General features: G+C 63.7%; 15 protein-coding genes and 1 tRNA gene. 11 read left to right on the forward strand and 5 right to left on the reverse strand.

Features of this window, described 5'->3' with window-relative positions:
* The first annotated feature begins 72 nt into the window (after positions 1 to 72).
* Positions 73 to 148, forward strand: a tRNA-Lys gene (locus ABID58_RS24855).
* Between the two features lie 207 nt (positions 149 to 355).
* Here ABID58_RS24855 and ABID58_RS24860 read toward each other — a convergent pair.
* Positions 356 to 1,114, reverse strand: a complete 759-nt coding sequence (locus tag ABID58_RS24860) for an SDR family NAD(P)-dependent oxidoreductase (protein ID WP_354035344.1) — start codon at positions 1,112 to 1,114, stop codon at positions 356 to 358.
* 164 nt (positions 1,115 to 1,278) lie between these two features.
* Here ABID58_RS24860 and ABID58_RS24865 point away from each other — a divergent pair, with 164 nt between their 5' ends.
* From ABID58_RS24865 to ABID58_RS24890, 6 genes are read left to right on the forward strand one after another with little or no spacing between them, the layout of a single operon-like run.
* Positions 1,279 to 2,538: an extracellular solute-binding protein gene (locus ABID58_RS24865; protein ID WP_354035345.1), complete on the forward strand. Its 1,260-nt coding sequence runs from the start codon at positions 1,279 to 1,281 to the stop codon at positions 2,536 to 2,538.
* A gap of 2 nt (positions 2,539 to 2,540) precedes the next feature.
* Positions 2,541 to 3,482, forward strand: a complete 942-nt coding sequence (locus tag ABID58_RS24870; protein ID WP_354035346.1) for a carbohydrate ABC transporter permease — start codon at positions 2,541 to 2,543, stop codon at positions 3,480 to 3,482.
* Positions 3,475 to 4,323 carry a carbohydrate ABC transporter permease gene (locus ABID58_RS24875; protein ID WP_354035348.1) on the forward strand — a complete coding sequence of 283 codons (849 nt, stop codon included), beginning with the start codon at positions 3,475 to 3,477 and terminating at the stop codon, positions 4,321 to 4,323. Before ABID58_RS24870 ends, ABID58_RS24875 begins: the two co-directional genes overlap by 8 nt.
* Positions 4,324 to 4,345: 22 nt before the next feature.
* Positions 4,346 to 5,443: a Gfo/Idh/MocA family protein gene (locus tag ABID58_RS24880; RefSeq protein ID WP_354035349.1), complete on the forward strand. Its 1,098-nt coding sequence runs from the start codon at positions 4,346 to 4,348 to the stop codon at positions 5,441 to 5,443.
* A gap of 10 nt (positions 5,444 to 5,453) precedes the next feature.
* Positions 5,454 to 6,098, forward strand: a complete 645-nt coding sequence (locus ABID58_RS24885) for a ThuA domain-containing protein (RefSeq protein ID WP_354035351.1) — start codon at positions 5,454 to 5,456, stop codon at positions 6,096 to 6,098.
* Positions 6,095 to 7,144 (forward strand): LacI family DNA-binding transcriptional regulator, encoded by a 1,050-nt coding sequence (locus ABID58_RS24890; protein ID WP_354035352.1) that lies wholly within the window; start codon positions 6,095 to 6,097, stop codon positions 7,142 to 7,144. The genes ABID58_RS24885 and ABID58_RS24890 overlap by 4 nt, the downstream gene beginning before the upstream one ends.
* 37 nt (positions 7,145 to 7,181) lie before the next feature.
* On the opposite strand, the gene ABID58_RS24895 is transcribed toward ABID58_RS24890, so the two are convergent.
* The 4 genes from ABID58_RS24895 to ABID58_RS24910 form a co-directional block, all read right to left on the reverse strand.
* Positions 7,182 to 8,171, reverse strand: a complete 990-nt coding sequence (locus ABID58_RS24895) for a Gfo/Idh/MocA family protein (RefSeq protein ID WP_354035354.1) — start codon at positions 8,169 to 8,171, stop codon at positions 7,182 to 7,184.
* 10 nt (positions 8,172 to 8,181) lie between these two features.
* Entirely contained in the window at positions 8,182 to 9,231 is a 1,050-nt protein-coding gene (locus tag ABID58_RS24900; RefSeq protein WP_354035356.1) for a Gfo/Idh/MocA family protein, read from the reverse strand.
* A 9-nt stretch (positions 9,232 to 9,240) separates the two neighbouring features.
* Complete coding sequence (locus tag ABID58_RS24905; protein ID WP_354035358.1) at positions 9,241 to 10,320, reverse strand: N-acetylglucosamine-6-phosphate deacetylase; 1,080 nt, start codon at positions 10,318 to 10,320, stop codon at positions 9,241 to 9,243.
* A 65-nt stretch (positions 10,321 to 10,385) separates the two neighbouring features.
* Positions 10,386 to 11,168 (reverse strand): glucosamine-6-phosphate deaminase, encoded by a 783-nt coding sequence (locus ABID58_RS24910; protein ID WP_354035359.1) that lies wholly within the window; start codon positions 11,166 to 11,168, stop codon positions 10,386 to 10,388.
* A 131-nt stretch (positions 11,169 to 11,299) separates the two neighbouring features.
* Here ABID58_RS24910 and ABID58_RS24915 point away from each other — a divergent pair, with 131 nt between their 5' ends.
* From ABID58_RS24915 to ABID58_RS24930, 4 genes are all read left to right on the forward strand, one after another.
* The gene (locus ABID58_RS24915) at positions 11,300 to 12,334 is read left to right on the forward strand and encodes a LacI family DNA-binding transcriptional regulator (RefSeq protein ID WP_148756001.1); all 1,035 of its coding nucleotides are present in this window, start codon (positions 11,300 to 11,302) and stop codon (positions 12,332 to 12,334) included.
* A 60-nt stretch (positions 12,335 to 12,394) separates the two neighbouring features.
* Positions 12,395 to 13,771: an extracellular solute-binding protein gene (locus ABID58_RS24920; protein ID WP_354035360.1), complete on the forward strand. Its 1,377-nt coding sequence runs from the start codon at positions 12,395 to 12,397 to the stop codon at positions 13,769 to 13,771.
* Between the two features lie 65 nt (positions 13,772 to 13,836).
* Positions 13,837 to 14,724 carry a carbohydrate ABC transporter permease gene (locus tag ABID58_RS24925; protein WP_354035362.1) on the forward strand — a complete coding sequence of 296 codons (888 nt, stop codon included), beginning with the start codon at positions 13,837 to 13,839 and terminating at the stop codon, positions 14,722 to 14,724.
* A complete protein-coding gene (locus tag ABID58_RS24930) occupies positions 14,721 to 15,578 on the forward strand; it encodes a carbohydrate ABC transporter permease (protein WP_354035364.1) in 858 nt (285 codons plus the stop codon). The genes ABID58_RS24925 and ABID58_RS24930 overlap by 4 nt, the downstream gene beginning before the upstream one ends.
* Positions 15,579 to 15,609 lie beyond the last annotated feature (31 nt).

Raw genomic sequence — 15,609 nt, forward strand, 5'->3', positions numbered from 1 at the left:
TGCGCCACATCGCTTGCCAGACCCGGATCGCTTTGCTAAACGACCGGCCTCGCAAGGCATTGACCGCCTTTCGGGCGCATAGCTCAGTTGGTAGAGCAGCTGACTCTTAATCAGCGGGTCCCAGGTTCGAGCCCTGGTGCGCCCACCAAGCATTCCAAAGACTTACGACGGGGTCGCGTAGAACGGTGAGAGAACGTTCGACCACGCGTTGAGGGTCAATCGGTCAAACGTTTGAGAATTACACCCTCAGTGGTCGGTGTTGCGCTAGCTCGCCGCGCGATTGCAGGCTTACGTGCTGCGTTGGCAGCAGCACTATCGCGCGGAGTAGCCCGAACAACGGCGCATACTCAAGGCATCACACCCAGCCACCATCGACGATATAGTGCTGGGAGGTGCAGGCGGAGGCCTCGTCGGAGGCGAGGAACACGGTGAATTTCGCGACCTCGTCCGGCACCAGCCTGCGCTTCAGGCACTGTCGCTGCTGAAGTTCGATCTCGCCCGCCGGCGTCATCCATTTCTCGAGCTGGCGCTCGGTCATGATCCAGCCCGGCGCGATCGCGTTCACGCGGATATTGTAGGGACCGTAGTCGCGCGCCAGCGAGCGCGTCAGGCCGATCACGCCCGATTTGCTGGCGGTGTAGGCGGCCATGCCGCCTTGTCCGGCGATCCACGACACCGAGCCGAAATTGATGATGGCCCCGGCATTCGCAGCCTTCATGTCCGGCAGCACGGCTTGCGACGCAAAGAACTGGTGCTTCAGATTCACCGCGACGCGCTCGTCCCAATATTCCGGCGTCATCTCCTCGGTCTTGTGCCGTTCGTCATGGGCGGCGTTGTTGATCAGGATGTTGATCGCGCCGTGCACCTTGCGTGCCGCCGTCACGCCAGCCCGCAGCGCGGGGATGTCGGTGAGGTCGACGTGTTGGAAATGCGCGGCCAGACCCCGATCGGATAGCTCGCGCGCCAGGCGTTGCCCCTCCTCGACCTTGATGTCGAAGAATACGACTTTGGATTTCTGCTCCGCGAAGCGCCGCACGATCGCAGCGCCAATTCCCGCTGCACCTCCGGTGACGAGCACGACCTTGCCGGCGAGGTCGGAATAGGTGGCAGCCATGGGCACCTCAGCTTGTTTTGGGCAACGCGACGGGCCGCCCCCGATTCTTTTCCAGACCTTAGCCATTCCTTCCGTGAGGTGCATAGGTCAGATTTTCAGTTGCGTACCTCAGAAACTGAGGGCAGGATTGCAGCCAACGAATAAAAGCCGGTTGGGAGGATGTGATGAGACTGCTCGAGAAGCTGGGACTCGCCGCGACTGCATGCTTGCTTGGCGCCAACGTCGCCGCAGCCGACACCACGGTGAAATGGCTCCACATCGAGGTTAATCCAGCCCAGGTGAAGATCTGGGAGGAGGTCGCACGCAGCTATGAGGCGTCGCATCCGGGCGTCAAGGTCGAGATGCAGTTCCTCGAGAACGAGGCCTATAAGGCCAAGCTGCCCACCATCCTGCAATCCAAGGACCGGCCGAACATCATCTACAGCTGGGCCGGTGGCGTCCTGAAGACACAGATCGAGGCCGGTGTCCTCGACGACATCACCGATCAGGTGAAGGGCTATAGCGACAGCCTCACGCCGGCGGCACTCGCCGCATTCACTAGCAATGGCCGCGTCTATGGCCTGCCCATCGCGCTGTCGCAGGTCGGCTTCCTCTGCAACAAGGAGCTGATGGCCAAGGCGAAGGTTGATCCCGCCGGGATCAAGAGCTGGGACGATCTGCTCGCCGCGGTGAAGACGTTGAAGGCGGCCGGTGTTACGCCGATCGTGGTCGGCGGCGCCGACAAATGGCCGCTGCACTTCTACTGGACTCATCTTGCAGTGCGCGTCGGAGGCAAGGCGGCGTTCGATGCGGCGCTGCGCGGCGAGAATGGCGGCTTTGCCGGCGAGACCTTCCAGAAATCCGGAGAGCTGTTCAAGCAGCTCGTTGATCTGCAGCCGTTCCAGAACGGTTTTCTCGGCTTCAAGAACCCGCAGGCCGTCGGCTATTTCGGCGATGGCAAGGCCGCGATGACGCTCGCGATCTCGACCGTCTATAATTTGCAGCGCGCGCTTGCCGCCGACAAGGTCGGATTGAGCGAAGACAAGATCTGCTGGTTCGATTTTCCGGTCGTCGCGGGCGGCAAGGGCGCGCCGACCGATACGCTGGGCGGCATCACCGGCTGGCTGATCACCAAGGACTCGCCCAAGGAAGCGGTCGATTTCCTGAAGTACTTCATCTCGAAGGACGTGCAGACGCGGCTTGCGGCGGGCAACTACATTATCCCCGTGGTCCAGGGCGCGGACGCCGGCCTCAACAATTCCTTCATGAAGCTGATCGCAGCCAATCTCGCGAAGTCGAACTACCACCAGAACTTCTATGACCAGAGCCTCGGCCCCTCGGTCGGTCGCGTCGTCAACGATGTCACAGCGGAGATCGCCGGTGGCAGCATGAGCCCGCAGGACGCAGCCAAAGCGATCGAAGCGGCGCGGAAGCAGGGCAACTGACGATGACGCGGCGGATCGCGATCGTGTCGGCGGTGGGCGTTACCGGCGAGACGGTCCCGCAGGCCACGACACGCGGCCCGAGCTGGGACGGACGCTTCACCGTCCTGATCCTGTTCCTGCCGCCGGCATTGCTGCTGTTCACGCTATTCGTGGTGCTGCCGATCGGCCAGGCGGCCTGGTATTCGGGCTTCAACTGGAATGGATTCGGCCGGCCGACCAACTGGATCGGCTTCGACAATTACCGCTTCGTGCTGGAGACACGCGCTTTCTGGCTCGCGCTGCGCAACAACGGACTGATCATCGCAGTCTCGCTCGCGGTCCAGCTGCCGCTGGCGCTCACGCTGGCCCTGATGCTCGCCGAGCGCTTTCGTGGCGCGGTGGCGCTGCGCATGCTGTTCTTCATGCCCTACATCCTGGCCGAGATCGCGACCGGGTTGATCTTCTCTTTTGTTTACGACGGAGACTACGGACTGGTTGCCTCGATCTGGCGCACATTCGGCGCCGAGGCGCCGCATCTGCTGGCCTCGACCGACACCGCGATGCTGGCGGTGCTGATCGTGATCGTCTGGAAGTACTTTGGCTTCCACATGATGCTATTCATCGCGGCGCTCCAGAGCCTCGACAAGAGCCTGATCGAGGCGGCGCGGATCGACGGCGCGACGCGCTCGCAAGCCCTGCGCCATGTGGTCATCCCCTTGCTCTATCCGACGATCCGGCTCTCCGTGTTCTTCGCCGTCGTCGGCTCGCTGCAGCTGTTCGATCTCGTCATGCCGCTGACGCGCGGGGGGCCTGCGGATTCCTCCAACACGATGGTGAGCTTCCTCTACAACAACGGCATCTCGCGCATGCGGGTCGGCTATGGCAGCGCCATCGGCGTCATCCTGTTCGTGATCTGCGTGACCTTTGCCTTCACCTACAAGCGATGGTTCATGCGCGATGAGTAGTGCCGAGACCACCCGCGCGCCGTTCGATCCCGCCGTGCTGTTCAAGGCGGCGTTCCTCACGGCTGTCGCCATCTTCGTGCTGGTGCCGCTGCTTGCGACCTTGCTCGGCGGCTTCAAATCGCTCGGCGAATTGCGGGTGAATCCATTCGGCTGGCCCACGCACTGGGAATGGCAGAATTATGCCGACATCCTGTTCTCCGGCCGTTACTGGCAGCTCTTGCGCAACTCGCTGATCATCTCGACGCTCACGGTGACATTGACCCTGATCACAGCCTCGATGGCGGCGTTCACCTTCGCCCATGTCAAGTTCTACGGCTCGTCGATGCTGCTGAGCTACCTGACGCTCGGCCTGCTGTTTCCGGCGGCGACCGCCGTACTGCCGTTGTTCATCAAGGTGCGCGATCTCGGACTGCTCGATACTTACTTCGGCGTCGCGCTGCCGCAGGTGGCCTTCAGCCTTGCCATGAGCGTGCTGCTGCTGCGGCGCTTCTTTAGGGATATTCCCCATGAGCTGCTCGAAGCAGCGCTGGTCGATGGCTGCAGCTATGTCAAATTCTTCCGCTACGTGACGCTGCCGCTGTCGCGGCCGATCCTGGCGACCGTCGGCACCATCACCTTCGTCAACAGCTGGAACGCCTATCTGCTGCCGCTGGTGATGCTCAACACCGATGCGCTCTATCCCTGGCCGCTCGGCATCATGGTTTACCAGGGCGAGTATTCGTCCGAGTGGCACCTGATCCTGGCCTTCATCACCCTCACCATCCTGCCGACGATCATTCTGTTCCTGCTGGCACAGAAGCACATCGTCGCCGGCCTCACTGCAGGCGCGGTCAAGGGATGAACGGTATCTCACGGAGATCACAATGAGAAAAGTCGGCGTCGGAATCATCGGCTGCGGCAATATCAGCACCGCCTATCTGAAAGCGGCCCAGCGCTTTCCGGTCATAGAGATCAAGGCGCTCGCCGACATGCGCAGCGACGCGGCCGAGCGTCAGGGTGCCGCCTTCGGGCTGCCGGCGATGCGGGTCGACCAGCTGCTCAAGCGCGACGACGTCGAGATCGTCATCAATCTCACCGTGCCGCTTGCCCACACCGACGTCAGTCTTGCGGTGCTGAATGCCGGCAAGCATGTCCATTCCGAGAAGCCGCTCGGCATCAACGTCGCGGAGGCCCGCAAGGTGATGGACCTCGCCGCGCAGAAGGGCCTTCGCGTCGGCTGCGCGCCCGACACGTTCCTCGGCGGTGGGCACCAGACCGCGCGCAAGCTGATCGACGACGGCGCTATCGGCACGCCGGTGGCGGGCAGCGCCTTCTTCGGCTGTCCCGGCCACGAGCGCTGGCATCCGGCGCCGGGATTTTATTACTTGCGCGGCGGCGGACCGATGCTCGACATGGGGCCGTATTACATCACCGATCTCGTGCAGCTGCTTGGCCCGGTGGCGAGTGTGATGGGCTCGACCGCGCGCCCGAAATCCGAACGTCTGGTCACCAGCCAGCCGATGAACGGCACCTTGATCCCGGTCGAGGTTTCGACCCATGTCGCGGGCACGCTCGAATTCGAGAGCGGCGCGGTCGTCTCGATCGCGATGAGCTTCGATGTGCCGAAGCACCGGCACGCGCCGATCGAGATATTCGGCGACAAGGGCAGCATGCTGGTGCCGGACCCGAACCGCTTCGGCGGCGAGGTGCAGGTCGCGAAGACCGGCGGCGAATGGGAGACGGTGCCGTTGACACACGGTCATGTCGAGGGCGAATTCCGTTCCATCGGCGTCGCCGACATGGCCTCCGCGATCCTGAACAACCGGCCGCATCGTGCCAGCGGCGCGCTCGCCTTCCATGTGCTGGAGGTGATGGAGGCATTCCAGACCTCCGCCGACGAAGGGCGGCGCATCAAGATCGAGAACCGCGTCGAGCGGCCGGCGATGCTGCCGGCCGGGCGTGAAACCGGACAGATCGACTGAGGGAATGACCATGCGCAAGGCATTGATTGTATGGGGTGGCTGGCCGGGACACGATCCCGATCTCTGTGCCTCAATGATCCGCGGCTGGCTGAAGGCGGAAGGCTTCGAGGTCCGGATTGAAACGACGACGGAGGCATTCGGCGATCCTGCGATCCATGATCTCTCGTTGATCATCCCGATCTACACCATGTCGAAGATCGAGAAGGCGGACGCGCTCAATCTCTGCGCGGCGGTGCGTGGCGGCGTCGGGCTCGCCGGCCATCATGGCGGCATGTGCGATGCGTTCCGCGAGTCCGTCGACTATCAGTTCCTGTGCGGCGGGCAATGGGTCGCGCATCCCGGCAACATCATCGACTACAAGGTCGACGTGACGAAGCCGGATGATCCCGTCATGAAGGGCCTGAAGAGCTTCGAGCATCGTTCCGAGCAGTACTACATGCATGTCGACCCCGCCATCGAGGTGTTAGCAACGACGACCTTTACCGGCGAGCACGCATCCTGGATCGACGGCGTGGTGATGCCGGTGGTCTGGAAGAAGCGATACGGCGCGGGCAGGGTGTTCTATTCCTCGCTCGGCCACCGCGCCTACGAGTTCGACGTACCGGAGATCCGGACGTTGATGACCCGCGGCATGCTGTGGGCGGCGCGCGAATGACAGCTGGCGCGACGCAGCCGGCGGTTCGCGCCACGCTGGAGGACGTCGCACGTGCGGCGGGCGTTTCGCTTGCCACCGTCGATCGCGTTGTCAACCGGCGCGAGGGCGTGCGCGCCAAGACCGTCGCGCGTGTCGAGGCCGCCGTCGCCAAGCTCGGCTACCGCGCGGACGTGGCGGCCGCACGGCTCGCACGCGGGCAGAGTTTTCGCTTCGCCTTCGTGCTGCCATCCGGCAGCAACAGCTTCATGACCAACCTGACTGAGCAGGTCCAGCGCACCGCGGACTGGCTCGCCGGCCAGCGCGGCTTCATCGATATCCTCCATGTCGACGTGTTCGATCCAGATGTGCTGGCCGGCGCGCTGGAAAACCTGTCGCCGGCCTATCAAGGCGTCGCCGTCATCGCGCTCGACCATCCAAGGGTGCGTGCCGCGATCGACGAGCTCATCGCGCGCGAGGTCGCCGTGGTGACCCTTGTGTCGGACGCGCCGAGCTCGCGCCGCCTGCATTATGTCGGTATCGACAACCCGGCCGCGGGGCGGACTGCATCGACGCTGATGGGGCGCTTCCTTGCCGGGCGCGAGGGGACGGTCGCCGTGATCGCGGGATCGTTGTCGCTGCGCGATCACACCGAGCGACAGTTTGGCTTCCACCAGATCCTGTCCAGCGAGTATCCGAACCTGCGCGCGCTACCGGTCATCGAGGGGCGCGACGACAGCGAGCGAACGCGCCAGCTCACCGCGGCGTTGCTCGCGCGTCATGCCGATCTCCGCGGCATCTATTGCTGCGGTGCCGGAAACCGTGGCATCGCCGATGCGCTCGAGGCCTCCGGCCGCGCGCGCGAGGTGGTCTGGATCACCCATGAGCTGACGCAGTACACGCGGCGTTTCCTGGTCCGCGGCACGCTCGATGCCATCATCAACCAGGACCCGGGCCATGAGGCACGGTCTGCGGCGCGCGTCCTGCTCGCGCATTGTTCCGGCGAGCCGATCAGCCCCGATCAGGAGCGCATCCGCATCGACATTTTTCTGCGGGACAATCTGCCGTAACGTCGGGCATCGTCGCGGCAACTCCTGGTCTTGCGCCTCAACTCCACCGTATGGGTTTGCCGCCTTGCTTCGCACTTTCCTCGGCGAGGATCGCGATGCGCGTGGCGCGCAGGGCATCCTTCGCCGAAATCTGCAGGGCTTCGCCGCGCGCGAGGTGATCGAAGGCGAAGCCGGCAGGCGGGGCGCCCGGGGGAAGGTCGACGTCGTGTCGAGGGCGTGTCGCCGTTTCAACGAGGAGCCTGTTTTCCGCGAAGAGAACGTCCGCGCGCCCGCGTGTCCCTGAGATACGCATGGCATAATCGCCATGGCGGGGAGAAGCTTCCGGCTGAATCCAGTCCACTTCGATCGAAAATTGCGGGCCGTTGTCGCATGCGAGGATGGCGCGTCCCAAAGCGGGAAAGCTCGTCGTGCCGGCCGCCGGGGTGGGCGAGACCCAGCCGCTGATCGTGCCGCTGGTTTGCCCTGTCAGCCAAAGTGCAAGATCGATGTCGTGGACCGTCAGGTCGGCGAGGATGCCGCCATAGGTCGATGGCTCGAACATCCATGCCGGACGACGGCTTGGCACGAGCTTGTGCGGCCCGGTCGAGTTGATCGATACGATGTCTCCTAACTCGCCACCTTCAAGAACCGAGCGGAGCGCGAGCGTGACCGGATAGAAGCGCTTCTCGAGCAGAAGCGTCAGCAGGTTGCGCCCGGCAAGGGCGTTCTCAATCAGGGCGAGCTGGGGAAGCGTCACCGCCATCGGCTTGTCGACGATCGCAAAAATATTCCGGCGCAGCAGTTCGGCTACGATCGGCGCTCGAAGACCGAACTCAGTGAAAACAGCCACGGCCTGGACCTTGTGCGCCTCCAGCAATGCGACCGGGTCGGCGTAGCCGGGAGCCTGTGTGCGTCGCTCGAGCTCGGCGAGGCGCGCGGCGTCGTGATCGGCGACCGCAGCGATCCTGACGTCGGTCCTGACAGCGATCTCCGAGAGCACGTATTCGACATGCGGATGAGCCGCACCAATGATGGCAATGTCGAGCATGGAAGAGGCATCACCTGGCATTGAGGGCCATCTCCGGCAAGACGTCGTTGGGGGTGACGGCCCGGCCTTCCGCGGCCGAGCGATAGATCGCGGTGACGACGCGCGTAGCCTCCAACCCATCCCTGAACGGAGTGGCGGGTGCCCGTCGCTCCCGGACCGCCTGGACGAAGTCGCGCCATTGCGCGATATGCCCCTCGATTCCGATCGCCTTGGGATCGTTGGCGGCACTTCCTGGTCCCGTCGCGCTCGCAGGCTGTGGGATATCGGGAAAATCCCAGCGGACGATGCGGTCGTGTGCAAGCTCGCAGCTGCCCCGATCGGTGAACAGGCGCAGCATGGCCGGCCGCCCCGGCGGAAGTGCCGTGCTCGTCACGATCACGCCCAAAGTGCCGGATGCGAAGGACAGCAGCGCCGCCGTCGTGTCCTCGATCGCGTGAGAATGTCCGAGCGTCGCAGTCTTGCCTTGAACGCTCGCCACTGGTCCGAACAGCCAAAGCATCAGGTCCAGATTGTGGACGCCCTGGTTGAAGAGCGAGCCGCCGCCGTGACCGGCTTCGGCGCGCCACGGCTTCTCCGCATAGTAGGCGTCGGAGCGATACCAATGGATCGCCGCCTCGATCAGGCGCGGTTGTCCGAGGCTGCCTGCGTCGAGCTGCTTCTTGATCGCCAAATGTTGCGGTTCGAGCCGGCGCTGCGAGACCACGCCGCAGGTCAGCTGCGAGCTCTCGGCCGCACGGACCAGCGATGCGGCCTCGGCGGGATCGACGCAGAGGGGTTTCTCGACCAGCACATGTCGTCCGGACCTGATGGCGGCAAGTGCTGCGTCATGATGAGCGCCGCTCGGAGTGCAGACAACGACGGCGTCGATGTCTGCACCGGCCAGCATGGCGTCGGTGGTTGCAAATGCCGGAACAGGCGCGCCGTCGATGCATGCGGCAATCTGCTCGGGGGTACCGCCGGCGACAGCGGCCAAAACTGTCTCGTCGAGCGCCCTGATCGCCCGCGCGTGTGTTTCACCGATCGCGCCTGGACCGACCAACCCGATGCGAAGTTGGCTCATCTCAATTCCTCAATGCTTGGCTGGAAACGGCTGACCAGCGACATAGACGGTCTCGGGAATGATGGACCCGTCGTCTCCGAGACGAAATCGAAGCAGATCCGCCGGCGCGCCGACTGTCAGAGCTGGCAGCTGGAATGGTGTGCGTGGATTGATCGTTGCCAGCCTGAGTGCCTCGGCCAGCGTCAAGCCGGCCATTCGCCTGGCCGTCGCGACCCCGAACGGAAGGCTGGCTGCTGCGCCCGCCAGAAACGGCGTGCCGGCGACCTCCAGCCGGCCGTTCGCCTTCAGCTCGACGCGTCCGCCCACCGGCACGTCATAGATCGCCGGCGGACATCCCGCGAGCGCGACGGCGTCTGAAACCAGCATCGATCGTTCGAGGCCCTTTGCGCGCAGCATGGCCTTGAAGGTCTCGGGCGGAAGGTGGTGGCCATCGGCGATGAAGCTCGCCCAGAGCCTGTCTTCCGCCAACTGCGTCCAAATCGGATTGGGGTGCCGCGGCAGCTGGGCCGCGATGCCGTTGCCAAGGTGCGTCGACAACATCGCTCCAGCCTCGACCGCGGCGGAGATCTGAGCTGTCGTAGCATTGGTATGGCCGAGCGCGACATGAACTCCGCGCGAGCGAAGCCCTCGCACATAGTCGGCCGTCTCCGGCCAGTGCGGTGACAAGGTCACCAGGCCGACGAGGTTTCCGCTGGCGGCTTGCCAGGCGTCGAACTCAGCGAGATCCGGTGGTCTGACGTGTTCGGCCGGGTGCGCGCCGCGAGGACCGTCCTCCGGTGCGATATGAGGCCCTTCAACATGGACGAAGGGGATCGCGTGCCTGACCAGCGGATCGCTGTCGCGCGCCTGTGCGATCGCCTTCAACGCATCGATGAGCGCAGCGCGTGATGCCGTGATCAACGTCGGAGCAAAACGCGAAACGCCGCTGCCATGGACGGCGAGGGTGAGATCGCGAACCGTCTGCGGATCGGTGCCGCCATTGAGGTCATGGCCGCCGAAGCCGTTCAATTGCAGATCGAACAGTCCGAGCGACAACCAATGCCCGTCATCAGGGCCGCCGGGGGCGATGTCTGAAATATGGCCATCCATAAATGTGATCGTGCGAGGTTGCCCGGTCTCCGGATCGCGACCCCAGACCTGCGTCGTAACCACGCTCATGCGCGTGCCGGTGCTTGCAGTGAAAGCCGTAGTGGTGCGGAATCACGGTCGAGATACAGCGTGCATCGCGGATGCGTACGCAATGCGCTCGCCGGACAGGCAGCACCTATCGGGCCGTACAGGGACTGCTCGACGGCGGCGCGCTTGGCCGCGCCGGGCACTACGCAAAAAAGCTGATGAGCGTCCAGCAATCGGGGAATCGTCAGGGTGATCGCGTGTGTCGGAACGTCGCCCAGAGTCGCAAAGCACTTGTCGTCAACCTGCTGCTGACGGCAGATCGCGTCGAGCTCGACGATCTTGACCTGCCTGGTGTCGAGCAAATCCGCGACGGGCGGATCGTTGAACGCCAGATGCCCGTTGACGCCGATGCCGAGGCACACGATGTCGATCGGAGCCTCGGCCAGAAGGGCGGTGTAGCGCGCCGCCTCGTGGTCCGGATCTAATTCTTGTCCGATCAAATGGGCGGCGCCCAGAGGGACGCGCGAGAAGAAATGGCGGGTCAGCCACACTCCGAAGCGCTCGGGTGCGTGCGCCGGAAGCCCGAGGTATTCGTCCATGTGGAACGCGATCACGCGTCGCCAATCGACATCGCGCTCTGCTGCCAACGCGTCCAGCATCTCTGCCTGGCTCGGAGCGGCGGCGAACACCATCCTCACCCTGTCTTGCCGCGCGAGGCGATCGCGCAGCGCGGCTGCGATGTCCAAAGCCGCAGCCCGGCCCATCGCATCCCGCGTCTCTGATATCGCGATCCCTGGAGCGACCGAAGCCATCATGCTCATCCGTGGTTCTTGCCGGGGCCTGTCACTCCGTGCGATCGAGGATGTAATGCAATCGGTTGCATGTCAAGCTTGCGCCCCGGCGACGATCAAGGCATGTGTAGTATCGAGATCCCGCATAGGAGACGCCCCCGGTGAAACGCGATTCCGACGGCAGGGAGCAGCGTGCCAAGATCGCGCCGACCATCAGTCAGGTCGCAAAGATCTCCGGGGTCTCGCGTGCAACCGTATCGCGCGCCTTCACGCGCCCGGGAATGCTGAGCGAGGAGACCGTCCGGCGCGTCAAGGCTGTCGCCGACAAGCTGGGATATGTGCCCAACCAGGTCGCGCGCGCACTTTCGACCGGGCGGCATGGCAATGTCGCGCTCATTGTCTCCGACGTTGCGAATCCGTTCTTTCCACCTTTGATCAGAGCGGCCCAGCTTCATGCCGACAGGGCGGGACTGTGCGTCTTTCTGGGCAATTCGGACGAGGATCCCGCCCGTGAGGAGTTGCTGCTCGGCCGCTTTATCGGCCAGGTGGAAGGACTTGTCCTCGCCTCGTCCCGCCTGGACGAAGCGCAAATCCGGATCTATGCGGCGCGCCGTCCGTTGGTGCTGATCAATCGCGATATCGAGGGAATTACGCGGGTCTTGATCGACACGGCACCAGGCGTTGCAGCCGCGATCGCACATCTTGCCGAGCTCGGGCATCGGCACATCGCCTATGTCAGCGGCCCCACGACGTCATGGTCCAACCAGCAGCGGCGCAACGCGGTCCGCAAGGAGGCGGCGAAACGCGGGCTCAAGGTGATCGCCATTCCGGCCCGCCCGCCGTCCTACGACACCGGCCGGCTTGCCGCCGCCCCGATCGTCGCCAGCGGGGTGACCGCGGCCATCGCGTTTGACGATCTCGTTGCCCAGGGTCTGCTGGCGGGGCTTGCTGCCCTCGACGTCGACGTGCCCAGATCGTTCAGCGTCGTCGGCTGCGATGATGTCCTCGGCGAAACCACTTACCCGCAGCTCACGACAGTGTCGGCGCGCTGCGCCGATGCCGGCGACGTCGCGGTCGGCCTCCTGCTCAGCCAGATGAGCGGTGGCGCGTCGGGCGAAATCCGCCACAAGCTGAACTCTCATCTCGTCGTTCGCGCGAGCACCGGTCCGGCGCCGGCGAAACGAAAAAGCCGCTGACGATTTGGTCAATAGCCTTCGAAAGCGGCAACGGATCGCAATTGACACGCAACCGGTTGCATGACAGCCTTTGATCGGGATTTATGTAGTTCTGGGAGCGGGGACATGGCCTTCATCGCGACATCGGTTGGCACGTTCGGATATCCAGCCTCTCCCGGGAAGAAGCGTCATGCATGGCTGTCGGCTGCTCGATGGCTGGCGGTGGCTGTCGCCCTGCCAATGCTGGCGTCGCCGGCGTCAGCGGAGAAGCTGACCATCTGGAGCGGCTGGCCCGACCTCGTCCCATTCTATAAGCGCGTCGGAGACCAGCTGAAGGCGAAGTATCCCGATCTCGACATCAGCGTCGAGGCAATCGCCTTGCGTGAGCATGAGAAGCGGCTGGCGCTGTCGCTTCCATCCGGCGCGGCCGGAGACGTCATCGAGATGGAGGTCGAGGCGGCGCGATATCTGGAGGCCGGCCTGATTCCGGAGCCGCCGGCCTCGATCGTGGAGTTCGTCAAAGCCAATTACGACATGACGCGCGTGAAGACCGCCACTTATGAGGGCAAGATCTACGGCGTCCCGTTGTTCCAGGGGCAGGGCGCGCTGTTCTACAACACCGACATGTTTGCCAAGGCCGGCCTTAATTCGCCGCCCAAGACGATGGCGGACTATACGGCCTATGCGCAGAAGCTTGTCCAGCGTGACGCGTCCGGTGCGCCGACGGTCAGCGGCTGGAGCCTGCGTCTCAGCGGTGGTGGTTCAGGTATCGCAGAGAAGTACTGGACGATCCTCTATAATTTCGGCGGGACGTTGCTGGAGGAGAAGGGCGGGAAGTGGCGCGCGGCCTATGCGAACGAGGCCGGCCGCAATGCGCTCAAGCAGTATCTCGACAACGTCGTGACCTATCGGACGGTGTCGCCTGAGATGAAGGCGGACGCTGAAGCCTTCGAGCTCGGCCAGACCGCGATGTTCATCCGGGAGTCCTGGGTGATCGGCGACATCGCCAAGAAGGCGCCCAACCTCAAATACGCGACGGCGCCGTTGCCGAAGGGAACGTTGATGGTGCCGGTGGACCTCTACGTTCCCAACAAGGGGCCGAAGAGCCAGATCGCCTGGGATTTCGTTCAGAAGGCCAATGAGCCGGAGAATCTGCTTTGGCTGCTCGAGAACACGGCGTGGGTGCCCAATCGCAAGGGGCTCGACTACTCTGCGGTCCTCGGCAAGATCCCCCAGCTCGGCGCGTTTGTGAACACGCCCGCCGACCACGTCTTCTTCGCCGTTCCGGCGATCAGTCCGGCGAGCGAAATCCTCACCCGGCTCGCGGCTCGGCTCGAGAAGGCATTCACCGACAAGTCGCTGGCAGGAAACGATGCCGGCATCGATGCTTTCCTGAAATCTGCGGCTGAGGAGAGCGACAAGATCCTTGCCCGGGAAGATCTGCTGGCCAAACCGTGAGATCGCAGTCGATGGTCGCGACCACACAGTTGCAGCGCTAGCCGGCGGCCGCTCCGGGAGACTCCATGCGTTCCAAGCCGAAATGGCTATTTCCGGTTCTGGCGCTGCTCCCGGTTCTCGGCCTCTACGCTTGCCTGCGGATCTATCCGATCGCCGAGACACTGCGTCTCAGCCTGTTCAAGTGGAACATCATCTCGCGGCGCAAGCCGTTCGTCGGACTCGACAACTTTGTCGAGTTGATGAGTGATCCGCTGTTTCTCGAAGCGATCTTCAATACCACCATCGTTGCCTTCGGCGTGCTGGTGATCACCATCCCCGTCGGGTTAGCACTCGCCGCGCTGATCAACAGCCGGCAGGGGCTGCGGCGCAGTGGCTTCTACGAAACCTCGATCTTCCTGCCGCATGTCGTGTCGCTGGTGCCGGCGGCGATGGCCTGGAAATGGATCTTCGATGCGCGGCTCGGGCCCCTCAACGCCCTGATTGGATGGTTCGGAATCCCGGCCCAGGCCTGGTTGTTCGACCCTGCCTTATCGCTGGTGTGTCTGATCGTTCTGTGCTCCTGGCAGTCAATTGGCTACGCGGTCCTGATCTTTCTGGTCGGATTGAAGAACGTTCCGGAGGCGCTGTACGAGGCGGCGCGCTTGGATGGCGCATCCGCTCTCCAGGCATTCCGTTACGTCGCAATACCTCTGTTGAGACCGGTGATGCTGTACGTGTCGGTGATCACGCTGATCTCGTCGTATAACATTTATGCGCAGGCCTTCGTCCTGGCCTCGGACGTCCAGGGCGCGCCGGGGCATCTCGTTCGCGTCCTCGTCCTCGACATGCTCGAAAACAGCTTTCGAAATTACCGGGTCGGCTATGCCGCGGCCGAAGCCGTGGTCCTTCTCGTGATCGTGCTCGTCCTGACCGGCGCGCAGTTCAGGCTGTTTCGGGATCGGAGCCGCGCGTGAGCGATCCAGACCATCCGTCCAGCGATGTTGACCGGAACACGCCTGCCGGCCTCGCGATCGACGTCGTTCTTTTCGCTGTCGGCCTGATGATGCTGCTGCCGCTCGTCTTCCTGATCAGCAACGCGTTCAAGACGCCGCCGGAGCTGCTGGCCTGGCCACCAACCATCATTCCGGACCGGCCGACGCTGGAGAACATCCTCGGCGTGCTGCACGAAACGCCACTGCTTCATTGGATCGGCAATACGCTCATCTTTGCAGGGATTTCGACGGCCAGCGTCGTCACCACCTCCGCCATTGCCGGCTACGTGCTCGGCAAGTTCGATCTGCCTTGGTTCCCTGCCGTCTTCGGCATCATCATCGCGACATCGGTCGTTCCCTTTGAAGTGTACATGATCCCGCTCTACCTGAACGTTCAGGCTGCAGGCATGCTGAACACGCTGCCCGGACTCCTGGTCGGTTATCTCGTGATGAGCTTCGGCATCTTCCTGGTGCGGCAATATGTGACGACGTCGATTCCGGACGAGCTGCTGGAGGCCGCGCGGGTGGATGGGGCAGGCGAGGGATGGATCTTCCTGCGGATTGTGATCCCGCTGATGCGGGGCCCGTTGGGAGCGCTGGCCGTGCTGGCGTTCTTTCAGGCCTGGACCGCGTTTGCTTGGCCGCTCGTCGTGACGACCAACAAGGATACCTATACGCTCGAAGTTGGGCTGGCGCTGTTTCAGACCGGCTTCACGGTGGATATCGGTCATCTCAGTGCGGCCGCGGCGCTCGCTCTCGTTCCCAGCGCGCTATTCTTCTCGCTGATGCGTCGAAATTTCGTGCGTGGCGTGGCTGGAACGGGTTTGAAGGAATGATCGCCACGTCCGATTGGGCCGTGATAGGAGC

This window comes from Bradyrhizobium sp. S3.2.6 (assembly GCF_040546885.1).
Lineage (GTDB): Bacteria > Pseudomonadota > Alphaproteobacteria > Rhizobiales > Xanthobacteraceae > Bradyrhizobium > Bradyrhizobium cytisi.

Bases quoted from the DNA above. Each gene is read 5' to 3' on its own strand.
- ABID58_RS24920 (WP_354035360.1), top strand. From the start codon at position 12,395: ATGACAGCCTTTGATCGGGATTTATGTAGTTCTGGGAGCGGGGACATG.
- ABID58_RS24880 (WP_354035349.1), top strand. From the start codon at position 4,346: ATGAGAAAAGTCGGCGTCGGAATCATCGGCTGCGGCAATATCAGCACC.
- ABID58_RS24870 (WP_354035346.1), top strand. From the start codon at position 2,541: ATGACGCGGCGGATCGCGATCGTGTCGGCGGTGGGCGTTACCGGCGAG.
- ABID58_RS24900 (WP_354035356.1), bottom strand. From the start codon at position 9,231: ATGAGCCAACTTCGCATCGGGTTGGTCGGTCCAGGCGCGATCGGTGAA.
- ABID58_RS24875 (WP_354035348.1), top strand. From the start codon at position 3,475: ATGAGTAGTGCCGAGACCACCCGCGCGCCGTTCGATCCCGCCGTGCTG.
- ABID58_RS24925 (WP_354035362.1), top strand. From the start codon at position 13,837: ATGCGTTCCAAGCCGAAATGGCTATTTCCGGTTCTGGCGCTGCTCCCG.
- ABID58_RS24910 (WP_354035359.1), bottom strand. From the start codon at position 11,168: ATGAGCATGATGGCTTCGGTCGCTCCAGGGATCGCGATATCAGAGACG.
- ABID58_RS24865 (WP_354035345.1), top strand. From the start codon at position 1,279: ATGAGACTGCTCGAGAAGCTGGGACTCGCCGCGACTGCATGCTTGCTT.
- ABID58_RS24885 (WP_354035351.1), top strand. From the start codon at position 5,454: ATGCGCAAGGCATTGATTGTATGGGGTGGCTGGCCGGGACACGATCCC.
- ABID58_RS24905 (WP_354035358.1), bottom strand. From the start codon at position 10,320: ATGGATGGCCATATTTCAGACATCGCCCCCGGCGGCCCTGATGACGGG.
- ABID58_RS24860 (WP_354035344.1), bottom strand. From the start codon at position 1,114: ATGGCTGCCACCTATTCCGACCTCGCCGGCAAGGTCGTGCTCGTCACC.
- ABID58_RS24890 (WP_354035352.1), top strand. From the start codon at position 6,095: ATGACAGCTGGCGCGACGCAGCCGGCGGTTCGCGCCACGCTGGAGGAC.
- ABID58_RS24895 (WP_354035354.1), bottom strand. From the start codon at position 8,171: ATGCTCGACATTGCCATCATTGGTGCGGCTCATCCGCATGTCGAATAC.